The following is an 18795-nucleotide window of genomic DNA, read 5'->3' on the forward strand; positions in this document are numbered from 1 at the left end:
GCAGCCCGCCGCCGGTTTGCTTGCGCTATTACAGCGTTTTGAACAGCTCGCGGATCAGGCGCATGAAATCGTCCGCCGCCAGCGCCGCGCAGCTGAGCGTTTGTTCATGGGAGAGCGGCGTATCCGACAGCCCTTCGGCATAGTTGGTCATCGCGGACACCACCAGCACCTTGAGGCCGCAGTGGCGCGCCGTCAAGACTTCCGGCACGATCGACATGCCCACCACGTCGCAGCCCAGGGTCTGCATCATGCGGATCTCCGCCGGCGTTTCGAAATTCGGCCCGGTGTAGGCGGCGAATACCCCTTCCGCCAGCGGGATGCCCGCGCTTTCGGCCACCGCCGCCAGCTGGGCGCGCAGATCGCGATCGTAGGCGTTCGCCAGGCTGAAGAAGCGCGGCCCGAAGCGCTCGTCGTTGGCACCGACCAGCGGCGATTCCGGCATGAAGTTAATGTGATCGGTAATGGCCACCAGGCTGCCCGGCGCCACCGAGCGGCGCAGCGAACCGGCGGCGTTGGTCGCCAGCAGGAATTCGCAGCCCAGCAGTTTGAAGGTGCGCACCGCGGTGGTCATCACCTGCATGCCGCGCCCTTCATAGAAATGACCGCGCCCTTTCATGCACAATACCGGCACGCCTTCCAGCTTGCCGGCGACCAGTTGCCCGGCATGGCCGGCGACGCCGCTCACCGGGAAGCCCGGCAGCTCAGCGTAGTCGATGGTGACGGTTTCGGTCATCACCTCCGCCAGGGCGCCGAGCCCGGAGCCGAGAATCAAGGCCGCTTTCGGCTGGAAACCCGGCAGGCGTGCACGGACAACATCGGCGCAGGTAAAAGCATCTTCTTGATTAAACATCGTATTCTCTCTTTCAGCAGGGGACAATAATCCCCATAGTAGAGAGCGAGGCGCGGCCGAGACCAATACATTCTTGGCGGCCGATTTATTCCATTTACCTATAAGTTGAGCTGCGTCACAAGGAGACAATACCCCGGATGAACCCGCCCCATGCCCTGCCCGATCCCGGCCGGATTAACTTCCGTCTGCTGCACTATTTCCGCGTGGTAGCGGAAGAGATGAACTTCACCCAGGCCGCTCGGCGGCTGAATATGTCACAGCCGCCGCTCAGCAAGCACATCAAGGAGCTGGAGAGCCAGCTCGGGGTGGTGCTGTTCAAACGTACCACCCGCTCCATGACGCTGACGCCGGCCGGCCGCACGCTGCTGCGCAACGTCGAGCGGCTGCTGGATCAGGCCGACAGCGCGCTGCATCAGGTGCAACAGATGGGGCGCGGCCAAGGCGGCCACATGGTGGTCGGCATGGTCGGCACGTCGGCCTGGGGCGGCCTGATCGCTGCGCTGCGGCGGTTCAGCGAGCAAAACGCCGGCGTAACCTGGTCGTTGAACGAGCTGACGCCCAGCCAGCAAATCGCCGCGCTGCAAAAGCGGCATATCGATATCGGGGTTTGGCGAGAGGCGCAGCAACAGACGCTGCCGGGGTTGACCTGCCAACGGTTGGCGTGCGAAAGCATCGCCGTGGTGCTGCCGATCGCTCATCCGCTGGCGCAGCAGGAAAACATCCCGCTGGCGGCGCTGCAGAACGACAGCTTCATCGTATTGCCGCCGCACGAGGCCAGCCTGGGGCTGTATCTGCACAATCTGTGTCTGCAGCAGGGATTTTTGCCGGACGTCGCTTATCAGGTCAACGAGCCGCAAACCCTGCTGGCGCTGGTGGCGGAAGGCTGCGGCATTACGCTGCTGCCGGACAGCTACGGCCGCATCCCGTGGCCCGGCGTGCGCTTTTGCTCGCTGCAACAGGCGCCGCCGGCGGATCTGTACGCGGTTTACCGCGCCGACAGCGTGACGCCGGTGGTGCAGGCCTTCCTGGAAAGACTGCGGGCGCCGTAAGCGGCCCGCAGCGCAGATTACATCGTCGGCTGCACCATCAGCTGGCCGGCGGTGCCGCGATCGGCCATCTCCAGCGTCTGGCTGTAATACAGGAACGGGAAGTGTTCGGAGGTAGGTTGGTTGAAATACACCAGCAGCTCGACGTCGCCATCGACCCAGACGGTGTCCTTCCAGCCGCGATCTTCCGCCATCGGCTGCGCGCCGTTGACGCGTTTGATCAGGAACTGCACGCCCTGAATATGGAACGACTGCGGCGTATCCGCATGAATGTTCCAGCGTTCCCAGGTGCCTTGCTGCGCCTGCACGTCGATGCGGTTCATGTCCCAAATCGCGCCGTTGATGCCGACGCCGCCGTCGCCCAGGCGGAAATCTCGGGTGCGGCTGGCACTGCCGTCCAACAGCTGATCCGCCAGCAGACGCATCGGCAGGTTGTCGGTCACCAGCGGCAGCAGGCCGGTCGGGCGCAGCGTCAGCACCTGGGTGGACACCAAAATGCTCGACGGCTCGAACAGGCCGCGCAGGCGATCCATGATGCCCGCCGCTTCACCGGCGGTGATGGTCACCTCCTCGCCCTTCGACATGTCGATCAGCACTTCCCGGCGTTCGCCCGGCGCCAGCGACAGCTGCTGCACCGCGACCGGCGCAGGCAGAAAGCCCTGATCGCTGGCGATCACGTTGAACGGTCGTCCGTCGCTGAGCTGCAAGGTATAGCGGCGCGCGTTGGAGGCGTTGAGCAGACGCAAACGCACCCAGCCGCGCGACACCTCGACATACGGGTTTTGCACGCCGTTGACCAACAGCGTATCGCCGACGAAACCACCCTGCGACGGCGCATCGTATTGCGGCGTGCCGAAGTTATCGAAGCGCTTGTCCTGAATGATCAGCGGGAAATCGTCGACACCATAGTGGTTGGGCAGCGGCAGCGCTTTGCTGACGGCATCCTCCACCAGCCACAGCCCGGCCAGCCCGTTGTATACGTGCGGCGCCATGCGGTTCGGCGTGTTGGCGTGGTACCAACAGGTGGCCGCCGCCTGGCGAATAGGCAGCACCGGCGACCAGTCGACGTTGGGCGACATCATGCGCGGCGCGCCGCCCATCAATGTGCCCGGCACCTGCAGACCGCTGATGGTCATCGCCACCGGCTCCTGCAGGCGGTTGCTGTAGATCAGTTTGACGTCGTCACCGCTGTAAACCCGCACCGTCGGCCCCAAATACATGCCGTTGATGCCCCACACCGCCGCTTTGCGGTTATCCATAAACGCCCAGTGGGCGCGCTGCAGGGTCAGGAACAGCGGCTGACCGCGGCGCGACTCCAGCAGTGGAGGGATGGGTAATGGGGTCTGCGTTCCGCTCGCCTCTGCCCTCAGCGGCACGGCGCCCGCGCACAGCGCCAGGCCCGATGCCTGTAAAAACTGACGTCGACTGAGTGACATATTTTCTCCATGAAAAGCAATAACTAAACCGTGTGCAAAACCCAAACGCCCGCCAATCAAGATTAGCAGGCGCTCAGGCGTTAACGGCGCTGAACGCCAATTAAAAACGTATTCTTTGAAGCCGGTAGACTCTTATTTTTTGGCGGCGTTGCGCTGGGCGACTTCGGCGTCCAATTCGGCGATCTTCGCCTCCATCAGCTCGCGGCAATGGGCCGCCAGCTCGCGCACGTTTTCTCTGCCGTATTTGCTGGTATCCACCGGCGCCAACATCTCGACGATCACATGACCGTTATTCCAGCGATTAAGATTTATATTACCGCTGGTGGTCGATACGCAGATCGGCACAATCGGCACGCTGGCGGCGATGGCCGCGTGGAAGGCACCGGTTTTAAACGGCATCAGTCCGCGACCGCGGCTGCGGGTCCCTTCCGGGAACATCCAGATCGAAATGTCTTTCTTTTTGAACTGCTCCGCCACCTGGGCGATGGTGCCGTGCGCCTTGGCGCGATTATCACGATCTATCAGCAGATTACCGGTCAGCCAATACAGCGGGCCGAAAAACGGGATCCACACCAGACTTTTTTTACCGACGGTCACGGTGCGCGGCTGCACGATATTGGCGGCCGTCACCATGTCGTAGTTATTTTGGTGGTTGGCGATATAGATGCAGTTGCCGTTGTTGGCCGCATCGGCCGGCACGCGGGTTTCAACCTTGATGCCGAACAGCGTCGACAGGCGGCCGAAAAGGTGGCCGAAGGTCGCCACATGGCGGGGATTGCGCGGGCTGAACAAGCAATAAACAGAACCGAAAATACACACCAGAATACAGAAAAGAGTGGCGAGAACGGCACGCAAAATCAATAACATAACAACCTCATTAGCACACTGCCAACGCAGTTTACTTCGCTGCGCAGATTCCTTTACTCATTATTTGCCGGCCAGGCGATAAGCACGCCGATGTCGCCTGCCTTTCTCGCTATTTTCCCGCCAGCCGGCAGTACGCACAATAATTTTATGCGCAGAAATGTTAACTATTTGGAAAATAAACGCCAGCAAAAATAAATAAGGCGGCCACAGCATGCTGCGACCGCCCGTTAACGCTAACGCCAACGCTTACTCTTCGCTGTCGCCGCCCGACGCCCGCACCGGCGCATCCACTTCGACGCGATCGATGCGCTGCAGGCCACGCGGCAGTTGGGTGCCCTTGCGACCGCGCTCCGCACGGAACTTCTGCAGATCCTCCGGCCGCAGCGTCAGCTTGCGTTTGCCGACGTGCAGCGTGACGGACGCCTGCGGCGGCAGCACGAACAGCCAGGCCAGCTTGTCTTCGCCGGCCGCCGCCTGGGCTGCCGGAATCGAGACGATCTTGTTGCCTTTGCCCTTCGACAGCTGCGGCAGATCGGCAACCGGGAACATCAGCATGCGCCCGGCGGCGGTGATCGACAGCAGCATGTCGTCTGCGCCGTGGATCTCCATCGGCGGCAGCGCCCTGGCGTTATCCGGCAGCGTGATCATCACCTTGCCGGCGCGGTTGCGCGCTACCAAATCGTTGAAGGTGCAAACGAAGCCGTAACCGGCATCGGACGCCATCAGCAGCTTCTGATCGTCGGCCGCCATCAGCACCTGCTCAATGGTGGCGCCCGGCGGCGGCGTCAGCTTGCCGGTCAGCGGCTCGCCCTGCCCGCGCGCCGAAGGCAGCGTCATCGGATCGAGCGCATAGCTGCGCCCGGTGGAGTCGATGAACACCACCGGTTGGTTGCTCTTGCCGCGCGCCGCGCCACGGAAGCTGTCGCCGGCCTTGTAGCTCAGGCCGGCCGGATCGATGTCGTGGCCCTTGGCGCTGCGCACCCAGCCCATTTCCGACAGCACGATGGTCACCGGCTCGGACGGCACGAAGTCGTGCTCGCTCATCGCTTTGGCTTCCGCGCGCTCGGTCAGCGGCGAACGGCGATCGTCGCCGTAGGTCTGCGCATCGGCCTGGATCTCTTTCTTAATCAGCGTGTTCAGCTTGCGTTCGGACGCCAGCAGCGCCTGCAGTTGATCGCGCTCTTTCGCCAGCTCATCCTGCTCACCGCGGATCTTGACCTCTTCCAGCTTGGCCAGGTGACGCAGTTTCAGCTCGAGGATCGCTTCCGCCTGGGTATCGGAGATGCCGAAACGCTCCATCAGCACCGGCTTCGGCTCATCCTCGCTGCGGATGATGTGGATCACCTCGTCGATATTGAGGAACGCCACCAGCAAACCTTCGAGGATATGCAGGCGTTTCAGCACTTTCTCGAGGCGATAGTTCAGGCGGCGGCGCACCGTGTCGCGACGATAGGCCAGCCATTCGGTGAGGATCTCCACCAGCCCTTTAACCTGCGGGCGGTTATCCAGACCGATCATATTCATGTTGATGCGGTAGCTGCGTTCCAGATCGGTGGTGGCAAACAGGTGGTTCATCACCTGTTCCAGATCGATGCGGTTGGAGCGCGGCACGATCACCAGACGCGTCGGGTTTTCGTGGTCGGATTCATCGCGCAGATCTTCGACCATCGGCAGCTTCTTGGCGCGCATCTGGCTGGCGATCTGCTCCAGTACTTTGGCGCCGGACACCTGATGCGGCAAGGCGGTGATCACCGCGCTGCCGTCTTCTTTCTTCCACACGGCGCGCATGCGCACCGAGCCGCGGCCGCTCTGGTAAATTTTGCGGATTTCGTCGCGCGGGGTAATGATCTCGGCTTCGGTCGGGAAGTCCGGCCCCTGCACGAATTCGAGCAGGTCATCGAGCGAGGCGCCCGGCTTGTCGAGCAGCGCCACCGCAGCGGCGGCGACTTCGCGCACGTTGTGCGGCGGAATGTCGGTCGCCATGCCGACGGCGATGCCGGTGGTGCCGTTCAGCAGGATGTTCGGCAGACGCGCCGGCAACATCTTCGGCTCTTGCAGCGTGCCGTCAAAATTCGGGATCCAGTCGACGGTGCCTTGCCCCAGCTCGGCCAGCAGCACTTCGGCGTATTTGGAGAGGCGCGATTCGGTATAACGCATCGCCGCAAACGACTTGGGATCGTCCGGCGCCCCCCAGTTCCCCTGGCCGTCCACCAGCGGATAGCGGTACGAGAACGGCTGCGCCATCAGCACCATGGCCTCATAACACGCGCTGTCGCCGTGCGGGTGGTATTTACCCAGCACGTCGCCCACGGTACGGGCGGATTTCTTGAATTTGGCGCTGTTATTCAGCCCCAGCTCAGACATGGCGTAGATGATGCGGCGTTGTACCGGCTTCAAACCGTCGCCAATGTACGGCAACGCCCGATCCATGATGACGTACATGGAATAGTTCAGATAGGCGTTTTCAGTGAATGTGTGCAGCGGTAAACGCTCTACACCGTCATGAGTCAGATCACTCATTACTCAATTATCCTCAGACCGTGGCTTGGCAATCCCTGGACGACAATAAGGCATCGCTTGTCGATTCTGCCCGCGATAGTAACCCATCTGCGGGGTGGCTGTCACAGTTGGCGCAAGGATCGCCGGCCGAAGGCGCTGTCGCTGGGGCGTTTAGGCAAAACTCCACCGTTATTGTTGATTAAGAATCAAGACTGTTGTGCCTGCCGTCACGTTTTTACTTGCCTGGCCAACGATTACACTCTCGTTCAGCAAGCTGTTTTTGCGCACCGCAGCGGAAAACGGCATCTATCTTAACTCTGACGGGAGCCGCAAAAGATGAGCAATATCCTGATTATCAACGCTAAAAAGCAATTCGGCCATTCCAACGGCGAACTCAACCAAACCCTGAGCGACGTGGCGGAAAGCTTCCTGCGCGATCTGCAGCACGATGTGCAGGTCACGGTGGTCGACGACGGCTATGACATCGAAGCCGAAGTACAGAAATACCTGTGGGCCGATGCGGTCATCTATCAGATGCCGGGTTGGTGGATGGGCGAACCCTGGATCCTGAAAAAATACATCGACGAAGTGTTCACCGCCGGCCACGGCAGCCTGTACGCCAGCGATGGCCGCACCCGCTCCGACGCCGGCAAGAAGTACGGCTCCGGCGGCCTGATTCAGGGCAAAAAATACCTGCTGAGCCTGACCTGGAACGCCCCGCTCGAGGCCTTCACCGATCCGAACCAGTTCTTCCACGGCGTCGGCGTCGACGGCGTCTACCTGCACTTCCACAAGGCCAACCAGTTCCTGGGGATGGAAGCCTTGCCGACCTTTATCTGCAATGACGTGATAAAACAACCGGATATCGAAACGGACATCGCACGTTATCGCGAGCATCTGGCGGAAATTTTTGCTTAACTGGCAGCGAACGGCTTAACCAACGAGGTAATGATGATCACCGTAATCGCAGAAATCAAAGTCAAACCCGGCCACCGCGCCACCGTGTTACAAGCCATTGAAAAGCTGGTGCCGCTGGTGCTGGCAGAAGAAGGCTGCGGCGAATACACGCCGATGATAGACAGCCACACGCAGGCCACCTGGCAGAAACTGTCGCCGGATTCGGTGTTTATGCTGGAAAAATGGCAAAGCCAGGCGCATCTGGAAAAGCACCTGCAGATAGACCATATGCTCAAGCACCGCGAAACCATCAAGGACTACGTGCTGGGTACCGAGATCTACGTGCTGGAAAACGCGCTGTAATCCCTTCAGAGGCCCTCTGCGGCCTCTGGAGGTTCTCCCTCAAGGCGAGCGCTGACGTAGTCGAGAAAACAGGTGAGGCGCGCCGCCAGCTGGGCGTCGTGGTAATACACCGCGTTGATCGGTTGACGCACGTCCAGCGTCTCCCGCACCAGCAGTGGCACCAGCCTGCCCGCTTCCCGATCGCGTCGGGTCATGAAATCCGCCAGTTGGACAATGCCCGCCCCGCGCAACGCCAACTCACGCAGCGTCTCCCCGCTGGAGGCCGAGATCGTCGGTTCGATGGCAAAATGCCGCGCCTGCCGGTGACGCAGCGGCCACTGGTTCAGCGACTCCGGGTAGGTGAATCCCAACAGGCAATGGCGGTGCAGATCTTCCACGCCGCGCGGTTCGCCATGCCGTTGCAGGTAATCCGGGCTGGCGAGGATGCGCAACCGGCTATGCCCCAGCAGGCGCGCATGGAGCGTGGAGTCGCGCAGCGCGCCGATGCGGATCGCGATATCGGCGCGTTTCTCCAACAGGTCGATATTGCGATCGTCGGTGTCCAGCTCCAGCTCAATCTGCGGATAACGGCGGCGGAACTCCGCCACCATCGGCACCAGCACGTGCGCCATAAAAGGGGCGGCGGCGTTGACACGCAGCCGGCCGGCGGGCAGTTGGCGCCGTAGCGCCATCAGCGCTTCGGCCTGATCCACCGAGCGCAGGATTTCGCGCGCAGGCACCAGGAAGCTCTGCCCTTCTTCGGTCAGGCTCAGACGACGCGTGGTGCGGCGCAAGAGCGTAGCGTCGAGTTTCGTTTCCAGGCGGCTGAGTGCGCGGCTGACGCCGGAGGTGGTTTGGCCGAGCCGATCGGCGGCGGCGGTGACCGAACCGCTGTCGACCACCGCCGTGAACGCCAGCAGCTCTTCGAGGGTGATCTTCACGCGGTTCGCCCCAGGTTGACGGGCGCCGCATGCAACGCCCTGCGGGAAAGCAGGCCCGGCGTTTCACCGGGCCAGGGTCAAGCTCAGACCGCCAGTTCGGCCATGTCGCCCTTGTCTTGCAGCCAGTTGCGGCGATCTTCCGAACGCTTCTTGGCCAACAGCATGTCCATCACCGCCAGCGTCTGATCGACGTCATCCTCTGCCACCGTCAGTTGCACCAGACGGCGAGTGTTCGGATCGAGGGTGGTTTCGCGCAGCTGCAGCGGGTTCATCTCGCCCAGCCCTTTAAAGCGCTGCACGTTCGGCTTGCCCTTCTTGCGCTTCAGCTGTTCCAGCACGCCGGCTTTCTCTTCTTCATCCAGCGCGTAGAACACCTCTTTACCGAGATCGATACGGTACAGCGGCGGCATGGCGACATAGACGTGGCCGCCTTTCACCAGCGAACGGAAGTGGCGCACGAACAGCGCGCACAGCAGCGTGGCGATGTGCAGGCCGTCGGAGTCCGCATCCGCCAGGATGCAGATTTTACCGTAGCGCAGCTGGCTGAGATCTTCGCTGTCCGGATCAATGCCGATCGCCACGGAAATGTCGTGCACTTCCTGCGAGGCCAGCACTTCGTCCGAGGAAACTTCCCAGGTATTCAGGATCTTGCCCTTCAGCGGCATGATCGCCTGATATTCGCGATCGCGCGCCTGTTTGGCCGATCCGCCCGCCGAGTCCCCTTCCACCAGGAACAGTTCGGTCATGGCCAGATCCTGCGAGGTGCAGTCCGCCAGCTTGCCCGGCAGCGCCGGCCCGCTGGTCAGCTTCTTGCGCACCACTTTCTTGGCGGCGCGCAGGCGGCGCTGGGCGCTGGAGATCGCCAGCTCGGCCAGCTGTTCCGCCGCCTGAACGTTCTGGTTCAACCATAGGCTGAAGGCGTCTTTCACCACGCCGGAAACGAAGGCCGCGCACTGGCGCGAGGAGAGACGCTCTTTGGTCTGCCCGGCGAACTGCGGATCCTGCATCTTCACCGACAGCACGTAGGCGCAGCGATCCCAGATATCCTCCGCCGACAGCTTCACGCCGCGCGGCAGAATATTGCGGAATTCGCAGAACTCGCGCATCGCGTCCAGCAGCCCCTGACGCAGGCCGTTGACGTGGGTGCCGCCCTGCATGGTCGGGATCAGGTTGACGTAGCTTTCGGTCAGCAGTTCACCGCCTTCCGGCAGCCACAGCAGCGCCCAGTCCACCGCTTCGGTATCACCGGCGAAATTGCCGACGAACGGCGCTTCCGGCAGGGTAATCAGGCCGTTGACCGCTTCCATCAGATAGTCGGTCAGGCCGTCCTGATAGCACCAGCGCTGTTCGGTGTTGTTCACCTTGTCGATGAAATAGATCTCGACGCCAGGGCACAGCACCGCTTTGGCTTTCAGCAGGTGAGTCAGGCGCGATACCGAGAAACGCGGGCTGTCGAAGAACTGTTCGTCCGGCCAGAAGTGCACGCTGGTGCCGGTGTTGCGTTTGCCGCAGGTGCCGGTCACGGTCAGATCTTGCACCTTGTCGCCGTTTTCGAAGGCGATGCCGTAGACGTTACCGTCGCGGCGCACGTTGACTTCCACCCGCTTCGACAGGGCGTTGACCACCGAGATCCCAACGCCGTGCAGGCCGCCGGAGAACTGGTAGTTTTTATTCGAGAATTTACCGCCGGCGTGCAGCCGACACAGGATCAACTCAACCGCCGGCACACCCTCTTCCGGGTGGATGTCCACCGGCATGCCGCGGCCGTCGTCGATCACTTCCAGCGACTGATCGGCGTGCAGAATCACGTCGATACGCTTGGCGTGACCGGCCAACGCTTCGTCGACGCTGTTATCGATCACCTCTTGGCCGAGGTGGTTTGGGCGCGTCGTGTCGGTATACATGCCGGGACGACGGCGCACTGGTTCTAGACCGCTGAGTACTTCAATGGCATCAGCGTTATAGCTGGATTGAGTCATCGTTGATTATTTTTTCGTGGTTAAAGGGAGGTGCCGGAACGGTCCGTCAGACCGCGTTTAGCCCTAAAAAATCCACAATCTGGGGGAAGTAGTGCTCGAAACCGACGAAGGCGTGGTTTCCACCCGACTCCACCGTTTGCCGACACGCGGTGTAATACGCCACTGCCTGGCCGTAATCGAGAATTTCATCGCCCGTTTGCTGCAGCAGCCAGATTAAATCCGGCGACTCCAAGGGATCGATCTGCATCACTTTCAGATCGTAAACGTGCCGAGACTCTAACACATATTGCTGGCCGGTGTAGGGGTTCTCGTTGGCGCCGAGATAGTCCACCAGCAGCTCAAACGGCTTGACCGCCGGGTTGACCACCACCGCCGGCAGGGAAAAACACTGCGACAACCAGGTGGCGTAATAGCCGCCCAGCGATGAGCCGACCAGCCCGAGCGTTTGGCCGGCGCGCTCCAACACCATATTTTCCAGCATCTCGGCGGCCTCCGCCGGAAAGGCCGGCAGCTGCGGCACCAGCATCTCGATGTCGGGATGGTGCTCGGCCAGCCAGGCCTTGAAGGCCACCGCCTTGGCCGACTGCGGCGAACTATTGAAACCGTGCAGGTAGAGCAGTGTCGAAGGCATCAGTATCCATCCGAGTCCATATCGGGGCGGAAATCGTCGTTTTCCAGGCGGAACACCTGCGTCTCGACGCGGCCGTCCGGCAGCAGATCGAGGTAGCGCCAGCCGGGGGAGACGTCGTCGATGGTGAAGTTCGTGCAGTGCGGCTTGAATTGCACGCAGGTGGACGGCGTCGCCAACAGGCGCCGGCCCTGCCATTCCAGATCCAGATCCTGGTGAATGTGCCCGCACACCACGGTATTCACTTTCGGATAACGCAGCAGGATCGCGCCCAGCATATGCGGGTTGCGCAGGCTGTGCTGATCGAGCCAGGTGCAACCGGACGGCAGCGGATGATGGTGCAGCAGCAACAGCGTATAGCGCTCGGGGTGAGCCTGCAGGCAGCGCTCCATCCACTCGAGCTGGTATTCGCTCAATTCGCCGTGCGGTACGCCGAACACCTGGCTGTCCAACATCAGCACCTGCCAGCTGTCGCCCAGCAGCACCTGTTTGGAAGGCGCAATGCCGGCGGCGGCCAACGCGTCGACCATCGCCGGTTGAAAATCATGGTTGCCCGGCAGCCACACGCAGGGTGCCGGCAGTTGCGCGATGCCGGCGGCGAAGTGGCGGTACGCCTCTTGCGAATGATCCTGCGCCAAATCTCCCGTGGCGACGATCAAATCGACGTCGCGGCGCTGCGCCTGGATGGCGTCCAGCACCGCGTGATAGCTGCGATAGGTATTGATGCCGAGCAGCGTCTCGTGTTCGCCGGCAAAAAGGTGGGTATCTGTTATTTGTAGAATCCTGACCGCAGCCCCACTCGCCACGGGCAGTTTAAACAGGCTTTCCAAATGGTGTCCTTTGTTATTTCAGTCTGTCTAACAAACCGGAACCGCCATCGCTCCATGCGCCAAACAGTAGCGCAGCCAATCAGCAAGAAACTGGTTAATTTGATGCTTTTCGTCGCGTTGATGCAACTTTTTATTAGGATAATCATAACGCGCTTTAAAGCGGTAGATCTGCTGACTGGAACACACTTCCGCAACCATGGCGTCATGGTACAACCGCACCGTCATCGCGGGCAGGCTCCAGTAGCTGACCGCCGGAAAGATCTGCTCGATCTCCACCAGCGACGTGTAACGCGTGGACTCAACGATGGTCAAACGATAGCCGGCGCCGTTCACCTGATAAGTCACCGTTTCGCCCGCTTCGTCGTTGCGCGGCAGCAAGCGGCGCAATTGCGCGAAGTTGGTTTCGCACAATCTCATCATTTCGGGGAAATCAGGGGTATAGCGCTGTTTCATTAGTTGGCCCACTCTTTTCTCAACGATTCATGGTGCAACGCCAGCCATTGCAATGCAATCACTGATGCGGCGTTATCGATCGCGCCCTCCTCCACCCAGCGGTAAGCCTGCTCGCGGCTGACCACGTGGACGCGGATATCTTCATGTTCTTCCGCCAGGCCGTGAATGCCCTCGGCGGTGCCGGCGTCCACTTCGCCGACCATGATCGACAAACGTTCGCTGGTGCCGCCGGGGCTGGCCAGGTAGCTCAGCACCGGTTTGCAGCGCCCGACCACCACGCCGGCCTCTTCCTGCGCTTCGCGGCGGCACACGTCCTCGACGCTTTCGCCGGTTTCGATCATACCCGCCACCATTTCGAGCAGCCAGGGCGAATTACTGGTATCGACCGCGGCGATGCGCAGTTGTTCAATCAGCACAACCTCGTCGCGCACCGGATCGTAGGGCAGCAGCACCGCCGCATGGCCGCGTTCGAAAATTTCACGCGTGATTTCAGGGCTCATTTCGCCATTGAACAACCGATGGCGAAACCGGTATAAATTGAGTGAAAAAAAACCACGGTACAGCGTCTCGCGTGCAATAATTTCTACATCTTTTTTATCGAAAGTAACGGGCGATGGCTGCGAACGGTTCATGCGCGAATTCTCCTGCTTGAGTATGCCGATAAAATAAACGGTTTTGATGACAGAAACAGCGGGACTCTCCGCCGCGGCTTTATGTTAGGCTGTTTTTCGCCGCCGGATGCGGCACGTTTGTGCGCTCGCAGGTAATAGCGGGAAACAATCCGGATTGTCAGCCATAATATCAGCTGCAGTCGGCCCGGGCAGTACGCCAAGGTAAATGGGCGGCCTGAAAGGTAAAAGTTACGTGAGATGGCACATTCAGCCACCTGATGCGTACCGCAGACTCTGCTAGAATCGGCAACTATTTCGTCTATCGTCAGCGCTAACATAGCAATATTGCTGCACAACAAGGAATGCAAATGAAGAAACTGCTCCCCCTTCTTATCGGACTGAGCCTGGGCGGCTTCAGTGCAATGAGCCAGGCAGAGAACCTGCTGCAGGTCTACAAACAGGCCAGGGAAAGTAACCCGGATCTGCGCAAAAGTGCAGCTGACCGCGATGCCGCATTCGAAAAGATCAATGAAGCGCGCAGCCCGCTGTTGCCGCAGCTCGGTTTAACCGCAGGTTACGATTACACCAACGGTTATCGTGACAGCAATGGCGTTAACAGCAACGTGACCAGCGGTTCGTTGGCGCTGACGCAAACTATTTTCGACATGTCGAAATGGCGCCAGCTGACGCTGCAGGAAAAAACCGCCGGCATCTCCGACGTCACCTTCCAAACCGCCGAGCAGTCGCTGATTCTCAACACCGCCACCGCCTACTTCAACGTGCTGAAAGCGATCGACACGCTGTCCTATACCCAGGCGCAGAAAGATGCGGTATACCGCACGCTGGATCAAACCACCCAGCGCTTCAACGTGGGCCTGGTGGCGATCACTGACGTGCAGAACGCCCGCTCGAACTATGACACCGTGCTGGCGGCGGAAGTCTCCGCCCGCAACGATCTGGATAATGCGCTGGAAACGCTGCGCCAGGTGACCGGGGCCTTCTACCCGGAGCTGGCCTCTCTGAATACCGATCGCTTCAGTACCCAGCGCCCGGAAGCGGTGAACAATCTGCTGAAAGAAGCGGAAGCGCGCAACCTGAGCCTGCTGTCCGCCCGTCTGAGCCAGGATCTGGCGCGCGAGCAAATCCGCGCAGCCCAAACCGGCTATATGCCGACGATTGACGTCAGCGCGTCAACCGGCATCAGCAATACCAAATACAACGGATCCAACACCGGCGGCGCGAATGCCGCGCGCTACAGCGACTCCGATGCGGGCCAAAATAAGGTCGGCATCAGCTTCAACCTGCCGCTGTACAGCGGCGGCGCGACCAATTCCCAGGTGAAACAAGCGCAGTATGGCTTCGTCGGCGCCAGCGAGCAGTTGGAAAGCTCACACCGCAGCGTGGTGCAGACCGTGCGTTCGTCGTTCAACAACGTCAATGCCTCGATCAGCAGCATCAACGCCTACAAACAGGCGGTGATTTCCGCGCAGAGCTCTCTGGATGCGATGGAAGCCGGTTATCAGGTTGGTACCCGCACCATCGTCGATGTGCTGGACGCCACCACCACCCTGTATAACGCCAAACGTCAGCTGTCCGACGCGCGTTACACCTATCTGATCAACCAGCTGAACATCAAGTCGGCGCTCGGCACGCTGAACCAGAACGATCTGCTGCTGTTGAATGGCGCGTTGGGTAAACCGGTGTCGACCGCACCTGACGCCGTGGCGCCGCAGAACCGTGCGCAGGACGCCTATGCGGACGGTTATCAGGACAATGCGCCAATGCAGCAAACCGCAGCGCCGGTACCGGCGGCCACTCGCGCATCCGCGCCGGCCGTCACCACCAGCCAACCGGCTCGCAACAGCGGCAACCCATTCCGCAACTGATGCGCACGCGTTGATAAATACGGGGTCCGGCCTGCGCCGCACCCCGTTTTTTTTTTGCCCCGATTTCCCCCGCTTCTGCCCGCCGCCTCACAGCCGCCGCTGTGCCAGGTGGTATCATCGTCACTCTCATTTTCGCAGTCTGGTGAGGTTCGATGGACAACGATTCACGCTGGCAGCGCTTGATTAACGACGGCGAACTGCCGCCGCCACTGCGCCCGACACAGGCGGTTTACGCCTCCTGGCTGCGCTGCCGCAGCCTGATGCAGCCCGACGTCTGGCAAGCACCGCACCGCGCCCAGGGCGCCACCTTCGAATCGATTTGCCGCCGCAAGAACGACCTGCTGACGCTCGGCCAGGCGGCGCTGGAGGACGCCTGCGAATACATGGAGCCGCGTCGTTGCCTGTTGATGATCCTCGACAAGAGCGGCTGCATGCTGTGGCGCTGCGGCGACACCCAAACCTGGGAGCTTTTGCAGCCATTGGGGTTCGCCCCCGGCGCTTACTGGGCCGAGGGGCAGATCGGCACCAACGCCCCGGCGCTGGCGGCGGCAGAAGGCCACCCGGTGCGGGTGAGCGGCGAGGAGCACGTGCGCCGGGCGCTGCACGGCTGGTCATTCTGCGCGACGCCGGTCTACGACAACAGCGGCCGCCAACGCGGCTCGATCGCGCTGGGCTGCCTGCTGGCCGACTGCGCCGCCGGCGATCTGTCGCTGACGCTGGCCATCGCTCGCGAAATCGGCAATTCGCTGAACGCCGACGGCCTGCTGGCGGAATCCAACCGCCATCTTAACCAGCTTTACGGCCTGCTGGACGGCGTAGACGACGGCGTCATGGCCTGGGATCACCGTGGCTACCTGCAATATATCAACCAGCGCGCCGCCGCCCTGTTGAAGCTGGACGAGCAGCAGAGCCAGGGCAAACCGCTGGCGCAGCTGCTGACGCTGCCCGCCCTGCTCAAGCGCGCCATCGCCGACCGGCAGCCGCTGCAACACGTCGAAGTCACCTTCGAAAGCCAGCGGCAGTTTATTGCCGCCTTGCTGACGCTCAAGCCGATTTTCGACGGCGATCGCTGCAGTTTCATCGCCCTGCTGCACCCACTCGAGCGGCTGCGCCAATATGTCAGCAGCCAGTTGGGGCGCGTCAGCCACAGCTTCGAACAGATGCCCTCCGCCTCGCTGGAAATGCGGCGACTGATCCGTTACGGGCAGCAGGCGGCCAAGGGCCAGCATCCGATCCTGCTGCGCGGGGAGGAAGGGGTTGGCAAAGAGCGGCTCAGCCAGGCTATCCACAACGCCGGCGAACGTGCCGCCGGGCCGTATATCGCCCTCAACTGCCAGCTGCTGCCACAGGCGCAGGGGCTGCGTGAACTGCTGGGCAGCGACGCCAGCGAAGAAGAGGCGGGCCAGCTCAGCAAATTCGAATTGGCCAACGGCGGCACGTTGTATCTCGAACAGATCGAATACCTGCCGGCGGAGATGCAGTCGGCGTTGCTGCAGGTGCTGAAAACCGGCGTGGTGATCCGCCTCAATTCCAGCCGAGTGATCCCGGTCGATGTGCGGGTGATCGCCGGCAGCGCCGCCGATCTGCCGCTGCTGGTGCAACAAAACCGCTTCCGCCGCCAGCTGTTTTACAGCCTGCAAGCCTTCGAGATCCAGATCCCGCCGCTGCGCCAGCGGCTGAGCGATATTCCGCTGCTGGTCAAACACCATCTGCGCGCGCTGGAGCAACACTTTCAGTGTCGCTTTCGGGTGGATGACGAAGTGATGGCCCAACTGGCGCTCTACCTGTGGCCGGGCAACGATTTGGAACTGAAAGGGGTGGTGGAGCGCGCAGCGATGATTTGCCACGGCCACCACATCCAGTTAGCAGATTTGCCGACACACCTGCTCGGCCAGCCGTCGCTGCTGGAGAGCGATCCGCAGCCCGGCGCGCCGCTGTTGACGCTGACGGACATGGAGCGCCAGGCGATCCTGCGCGCGGCGACCGTCAGCCGTGGTCAGTTGACGGAGATGGCGCAGCTGCTGGGCATCGGCCGCACCACGCTGTGGCGGAAGATCAAACAGCACGGGATCGACATTCGACAGTTCAAGCTGCGCGCCTAGTGGCTGAGCTGCAACACCCCGCGCGCGGCGTCCAGCATCGCCTTCTGCCCGCTGCGGGTTTTGCTCAGGCAATCCTGCATACCGACCACCATCGGAATGCCCATCGCCTTCGCCAGAATGGCGCTGTGCGACAGGGCATTGCCACCGCTCAGGCAGATGCCGAGCACCAGCCGCCTGTCGAGCATCACCACCTCCGAAGGCATCAGCTCGTCCATCACCAGTATCGACGGCTCTGCCAGCGCGATGGCCGGCAGCGGCAGCCCCTGTAGATGGCACAGCGTGCGGCGCAGCATGTCGCGCACGTCCAGTTCACGCGCCCGCATGTAGTCGTCATCCAGCTCGCGGTACTCTTCGGCGATCGCCTCCAGCACCTGCCGCCAGGCCTGTTCGGCGCTGCACAACTGCTGCGCGATGCGGGTGTACGCCGCCTGCTGCAGATCCGGATCGTCCAGCAGCATGCTGTGGGCGCCGAAGATCGCCGCCTGCGGCTTGCCGATCAGCGTGCCGGTGCGTTCCGCCAGCCGGTTCAGATCGCTCAGCGTGTGCTGTAGCGCCTCACGCAGGCGTTGCTGTTCGCCCAACACCTCGTCCGCGCCAATCCGTCGATCGGCGGTTGGCGGCCAGAAGCTGTGGGCCTGAAACACCGGCCCGCTGGTGACGCTTTCCGCCACCGGGATACCGTGCAGCGAAGGCTGCTGCCGCTCGGAGACCGTCTCGCCGAAATGTTGCTTCGCCAGCGCGTTGAACGCCGCCAGCGCCTCGTCCGCCTGCGCGCCGTCGGCGATCAGGCGAATAGTATCGCCGTGGCGCACCTGCAGCAGCGCCAGCTGATTGAGGCTGCGTGGATCGACGCACTGCCCCTGCTTTTCCAGCACCAGCTCGGCCTTGAACGGCGCCAGCGTCTCGACCAGCCGCGCCGCCGGGCGCGCGTGCAGCCCGTGCGGGTTCTGCACCGTCCAGGTTGCGCTTTTGCCCTGCGCCAGCGGCAAAGCCGCGCTTTTCGCGGCCGGCGAGCCTTCGCCCAGCTGCGCCTGTTTGGCCTGCAGCGCGCCCTGAGCCTCCGCCACCACCTGTTCCAGCGAGGCACCGGAGTTGGCGGCCACCACCGCCGCCAGCGTGCCTTCGACCAGCGGCGCCGCACACAGCCGCACTTTGACAGCCACGTCCGGGTCCAGCAGATCGAGCGCGGTTTCGGCACTGAGCAGCGCGCTGCCCAAATCCATCAGCACCAGAACGCCGTCACCGTCGGCGACCGCTTCGATCGCCTCCATCACTTTGACCGCGTCGGTGCCGATCGGGTGTTCCTCGTCATCTACGCCCGCCGCCAGCGCCAGCTTGCAGCCATCGCCGCGCATCATCTGCCGCGCCAACTGCTCAACGCCGCGCGCCAGCAACGCGCTGTGCGAAACCACCACGATATTAATCATC

At 61.8% G+C, this 18795-nt stretch carries 16 protein-coding genes; 5 read left to right on the top strand and 11 right to left on the bottom strand.

All coding sequences use genetic code 11. The features are described from left to right. Positions 1-28: 28 nt before the first annotated feature. Positions 29-850, bottom strand: a complete 822-nt coding sequence (xapA, locus tag QDT79_RS01065; RefSeq protein WP_047729825.1) for a xanthosine phosphorylase — start codon at positions 848-850, stop codon at positions 29-31. A 137-nt stretch (positions 851-987) separates the two neighbouring features. Between xapA and QDT79_RS01070 the strand changes: the two genes are divergently transcribed. Then, a complete protein-coding gene (locus QDT79_RS01070) occupies positions 988-1899 on the top strand; it encodes a LysR family transcriptional regulator (protein ID WP_308316125.1) in 912 nt (303 codons plus the stop codon). Positions 1900-1916: 17 nt separating this feature from the next. On the opposite strand, the gene ftsP is transcribed toward QDT79_RS01070, so the two are convergent. The 3 genes from ftsP to parC all read right to left on the bottom strand — a co-directional run bounded on the left by ftsP (position 1917) and on the right by parC (position 6719). Beyond that, positions 1917-3332, bottom strand: a complete 1416-nt coding sequence (ftsP, locus tag QDT79_RS01075) for a cell division protein FtsP (RefSeq protein WP_063988673.1) — start codon at positions 3330-3332, stop codon at positions 1917-1919. 132 nt (positions 3333-3464) lie between these two features. After that, a complete protein-coding gene (locus QDT79_RS01080; protein WP_308316126.1) occupies positions 3465-4199 on the bottom strand; it encodes a 1-acylglycerol-3-phosphate O-acyltransferase in 735 nt (244 codons plus the stop codon). Positions 4200-4445: 246 nt separating this feature from the next. Then, positions 4446-6719 carry a DNA topoisomerase IV subunit A gene (gene parC, locus QDT79_RS01085; protein WP_063988671.1) on the bottom strand — a complete coding sequence of 758 codons (2274 nt, stop codon included), beginning with the start codon at positions 6717-6719 and terminating at the stop codon, positions 4446-4448. A 315-nt stretch (positions 6720-7034) separates the two neighbouring features. Between parC and QDT79_RS01090 the strand changes: the two genes are divergently transcribed. Then, positions 7035-7616 (top strand): NAD(P)H-dependent oxidoreductase, encoded by a 582-nt coding sequence (locus tag QDT79_RS01090; protein ID WP_038879461.1) that lies wholly within the window; start codon positions 7035-7037, stop codon positions 7614-7616. Positions 7617-7649: 33 nt separating this feature from the next. After that, positions 7650-7958, top strand: coding sequence for a putative quinol monooxygenase (locus QDT79_RS01095; RefSeq protein ID WP_308317169.1), 309 nt, complete (start codon positions 7650-7652; stop codon positions 7956-7958). 5 nt (positions 7959-7963) lie between these two features. Here the strand turns inward: QDT79_RS01095 and QDT79_RS01100 are convergent, their stop codons facing one another. From QDT79_RS01100 to nudF, 6 genes are all read right to left on the bottom strand, one after another. Further along, entirely contained in the window at positions 7964-8878 is a 915-nt protein-coding gene (locus QDT79_RS01100; RefSeq protein WP_107227056.1) for a LysR substrate-binding domain-containing protein, read from the bottom strand. A gap of 83 nt (positions 8879-8961) precedes the next feature. Beyond that, positions 8962-10857 (bottom strand): DNA topoisomerase IV subunit B, encoded by a 1896-nt coding sequence (gene parE / locus QDT79_RS01105; protein ID WP_025304305.1) that lies wholly within the window; start codon positions 10855-10857, stop codon positions 8962-8964. Between the two features lie 46 nt (positions 10858-10903). Further along, complete coding sequence (gene yqiA, locus QDT79_RS01110; RefSeq protein WP_025304306.1) at positions 10904-11488, bottom strand: esterase YqiA; 585 nt, start codon at positions 11486-11488, stop codon at positions 10904-10906. Then, entirely contained in the window at positions 11488-12315 is an 828-nt protein-coding gene (gene cpdA / locus QDT79_RS01115) for a 3',5'-cyclic-AMP phosphodiesterase (RefSeq protein ID WP_033636061.1), read from the bottom strand. The genes yqiA and cpdA overlap by 1 nt, the downstream gene beginning before the upstream one ends. 27 nt (positions 12316-12342) lie before the next feature. Beyond that, positions 12343-12768, bottom strand: a complete 426-nt coding sequence (locus QDT79_RS01120; RefSeq protein WP_004937244.1) for a DUF1249 family protein — start codon at positions 12766-12768, stop codon at positions 12343-12345. Then, a complete protein-coding gene (nudF, locus tag QDT79_RS01125; protein ID WP_004937242.1) occupies positions 12768-13400 on the bottom strand; it encodes an ADP-ribose diphosphatase in 633 nt (210 codons plus the stop codon). The genes QDT79_RS01120 and nudF overlap by 1 nt, the downstream gene beginning before the upstream one ends. Before the next feature lie 347 nt (positions 13401-13747). Between nudF and hasF the strand changes: the two genes are divergently transcribed. Together hasF and dhaR are read left to right on the top strand one after the other, a co-directional pair. Further along, positions 13748-15265 carry a multidrug efflux transporter outer membrane subunit HasF gene (gene hasF, locus QDT79_RS01130; protein WP_033654823.1) on the top strand — a complete coding sequence of 506 codons (1518 nt, stop codon included), beginning with the start codon at positions 13748-13750 and terminating at the stop codon, positions 15263-15265. A gap of 152 nt (positions 15266-15417) precedes the next feature. Further along, the gene (dhaR, locus tag QDT79_RS01135) at positions 15418-17367 is read left to right on the top strand and encodes a dihydroxyacetone kinase operon transcriptional regulator DhaR (RefSeq protein WP_308316127.1); all 1950 of its coding nucleotides are present in this window, start codon (positions 15418-15420) and stop codon (positions 17365-17367) included. Here the strand turns inward: dhaR and dhaM are convergent. After that, entirely contained in the window at positions 17364-18794 is a 1431-nt protein-coding gene (gene dhaM, locus QDT79_RS01140; RefSeq protein ID WP_063988667.1) for a dihydroxyacetone kinase phosphoryl donor subunit DhaM, read from the bottom strand. The two genes, dhaR and dhaM, sit on opposite strands and share 4 nt — an antisense overlap. Position 18795: the final 1 nt, after the last annotated feature.

Source organism: Serratia marcescens, assembly GCF_029846115.1.
Classification (GTDB): Bacteria; Pseudomonadota; Gammaproteobacteria; order Enterobacterales; family Enterobacteriaceae; genus Serratia; species Serratia marcescens_L.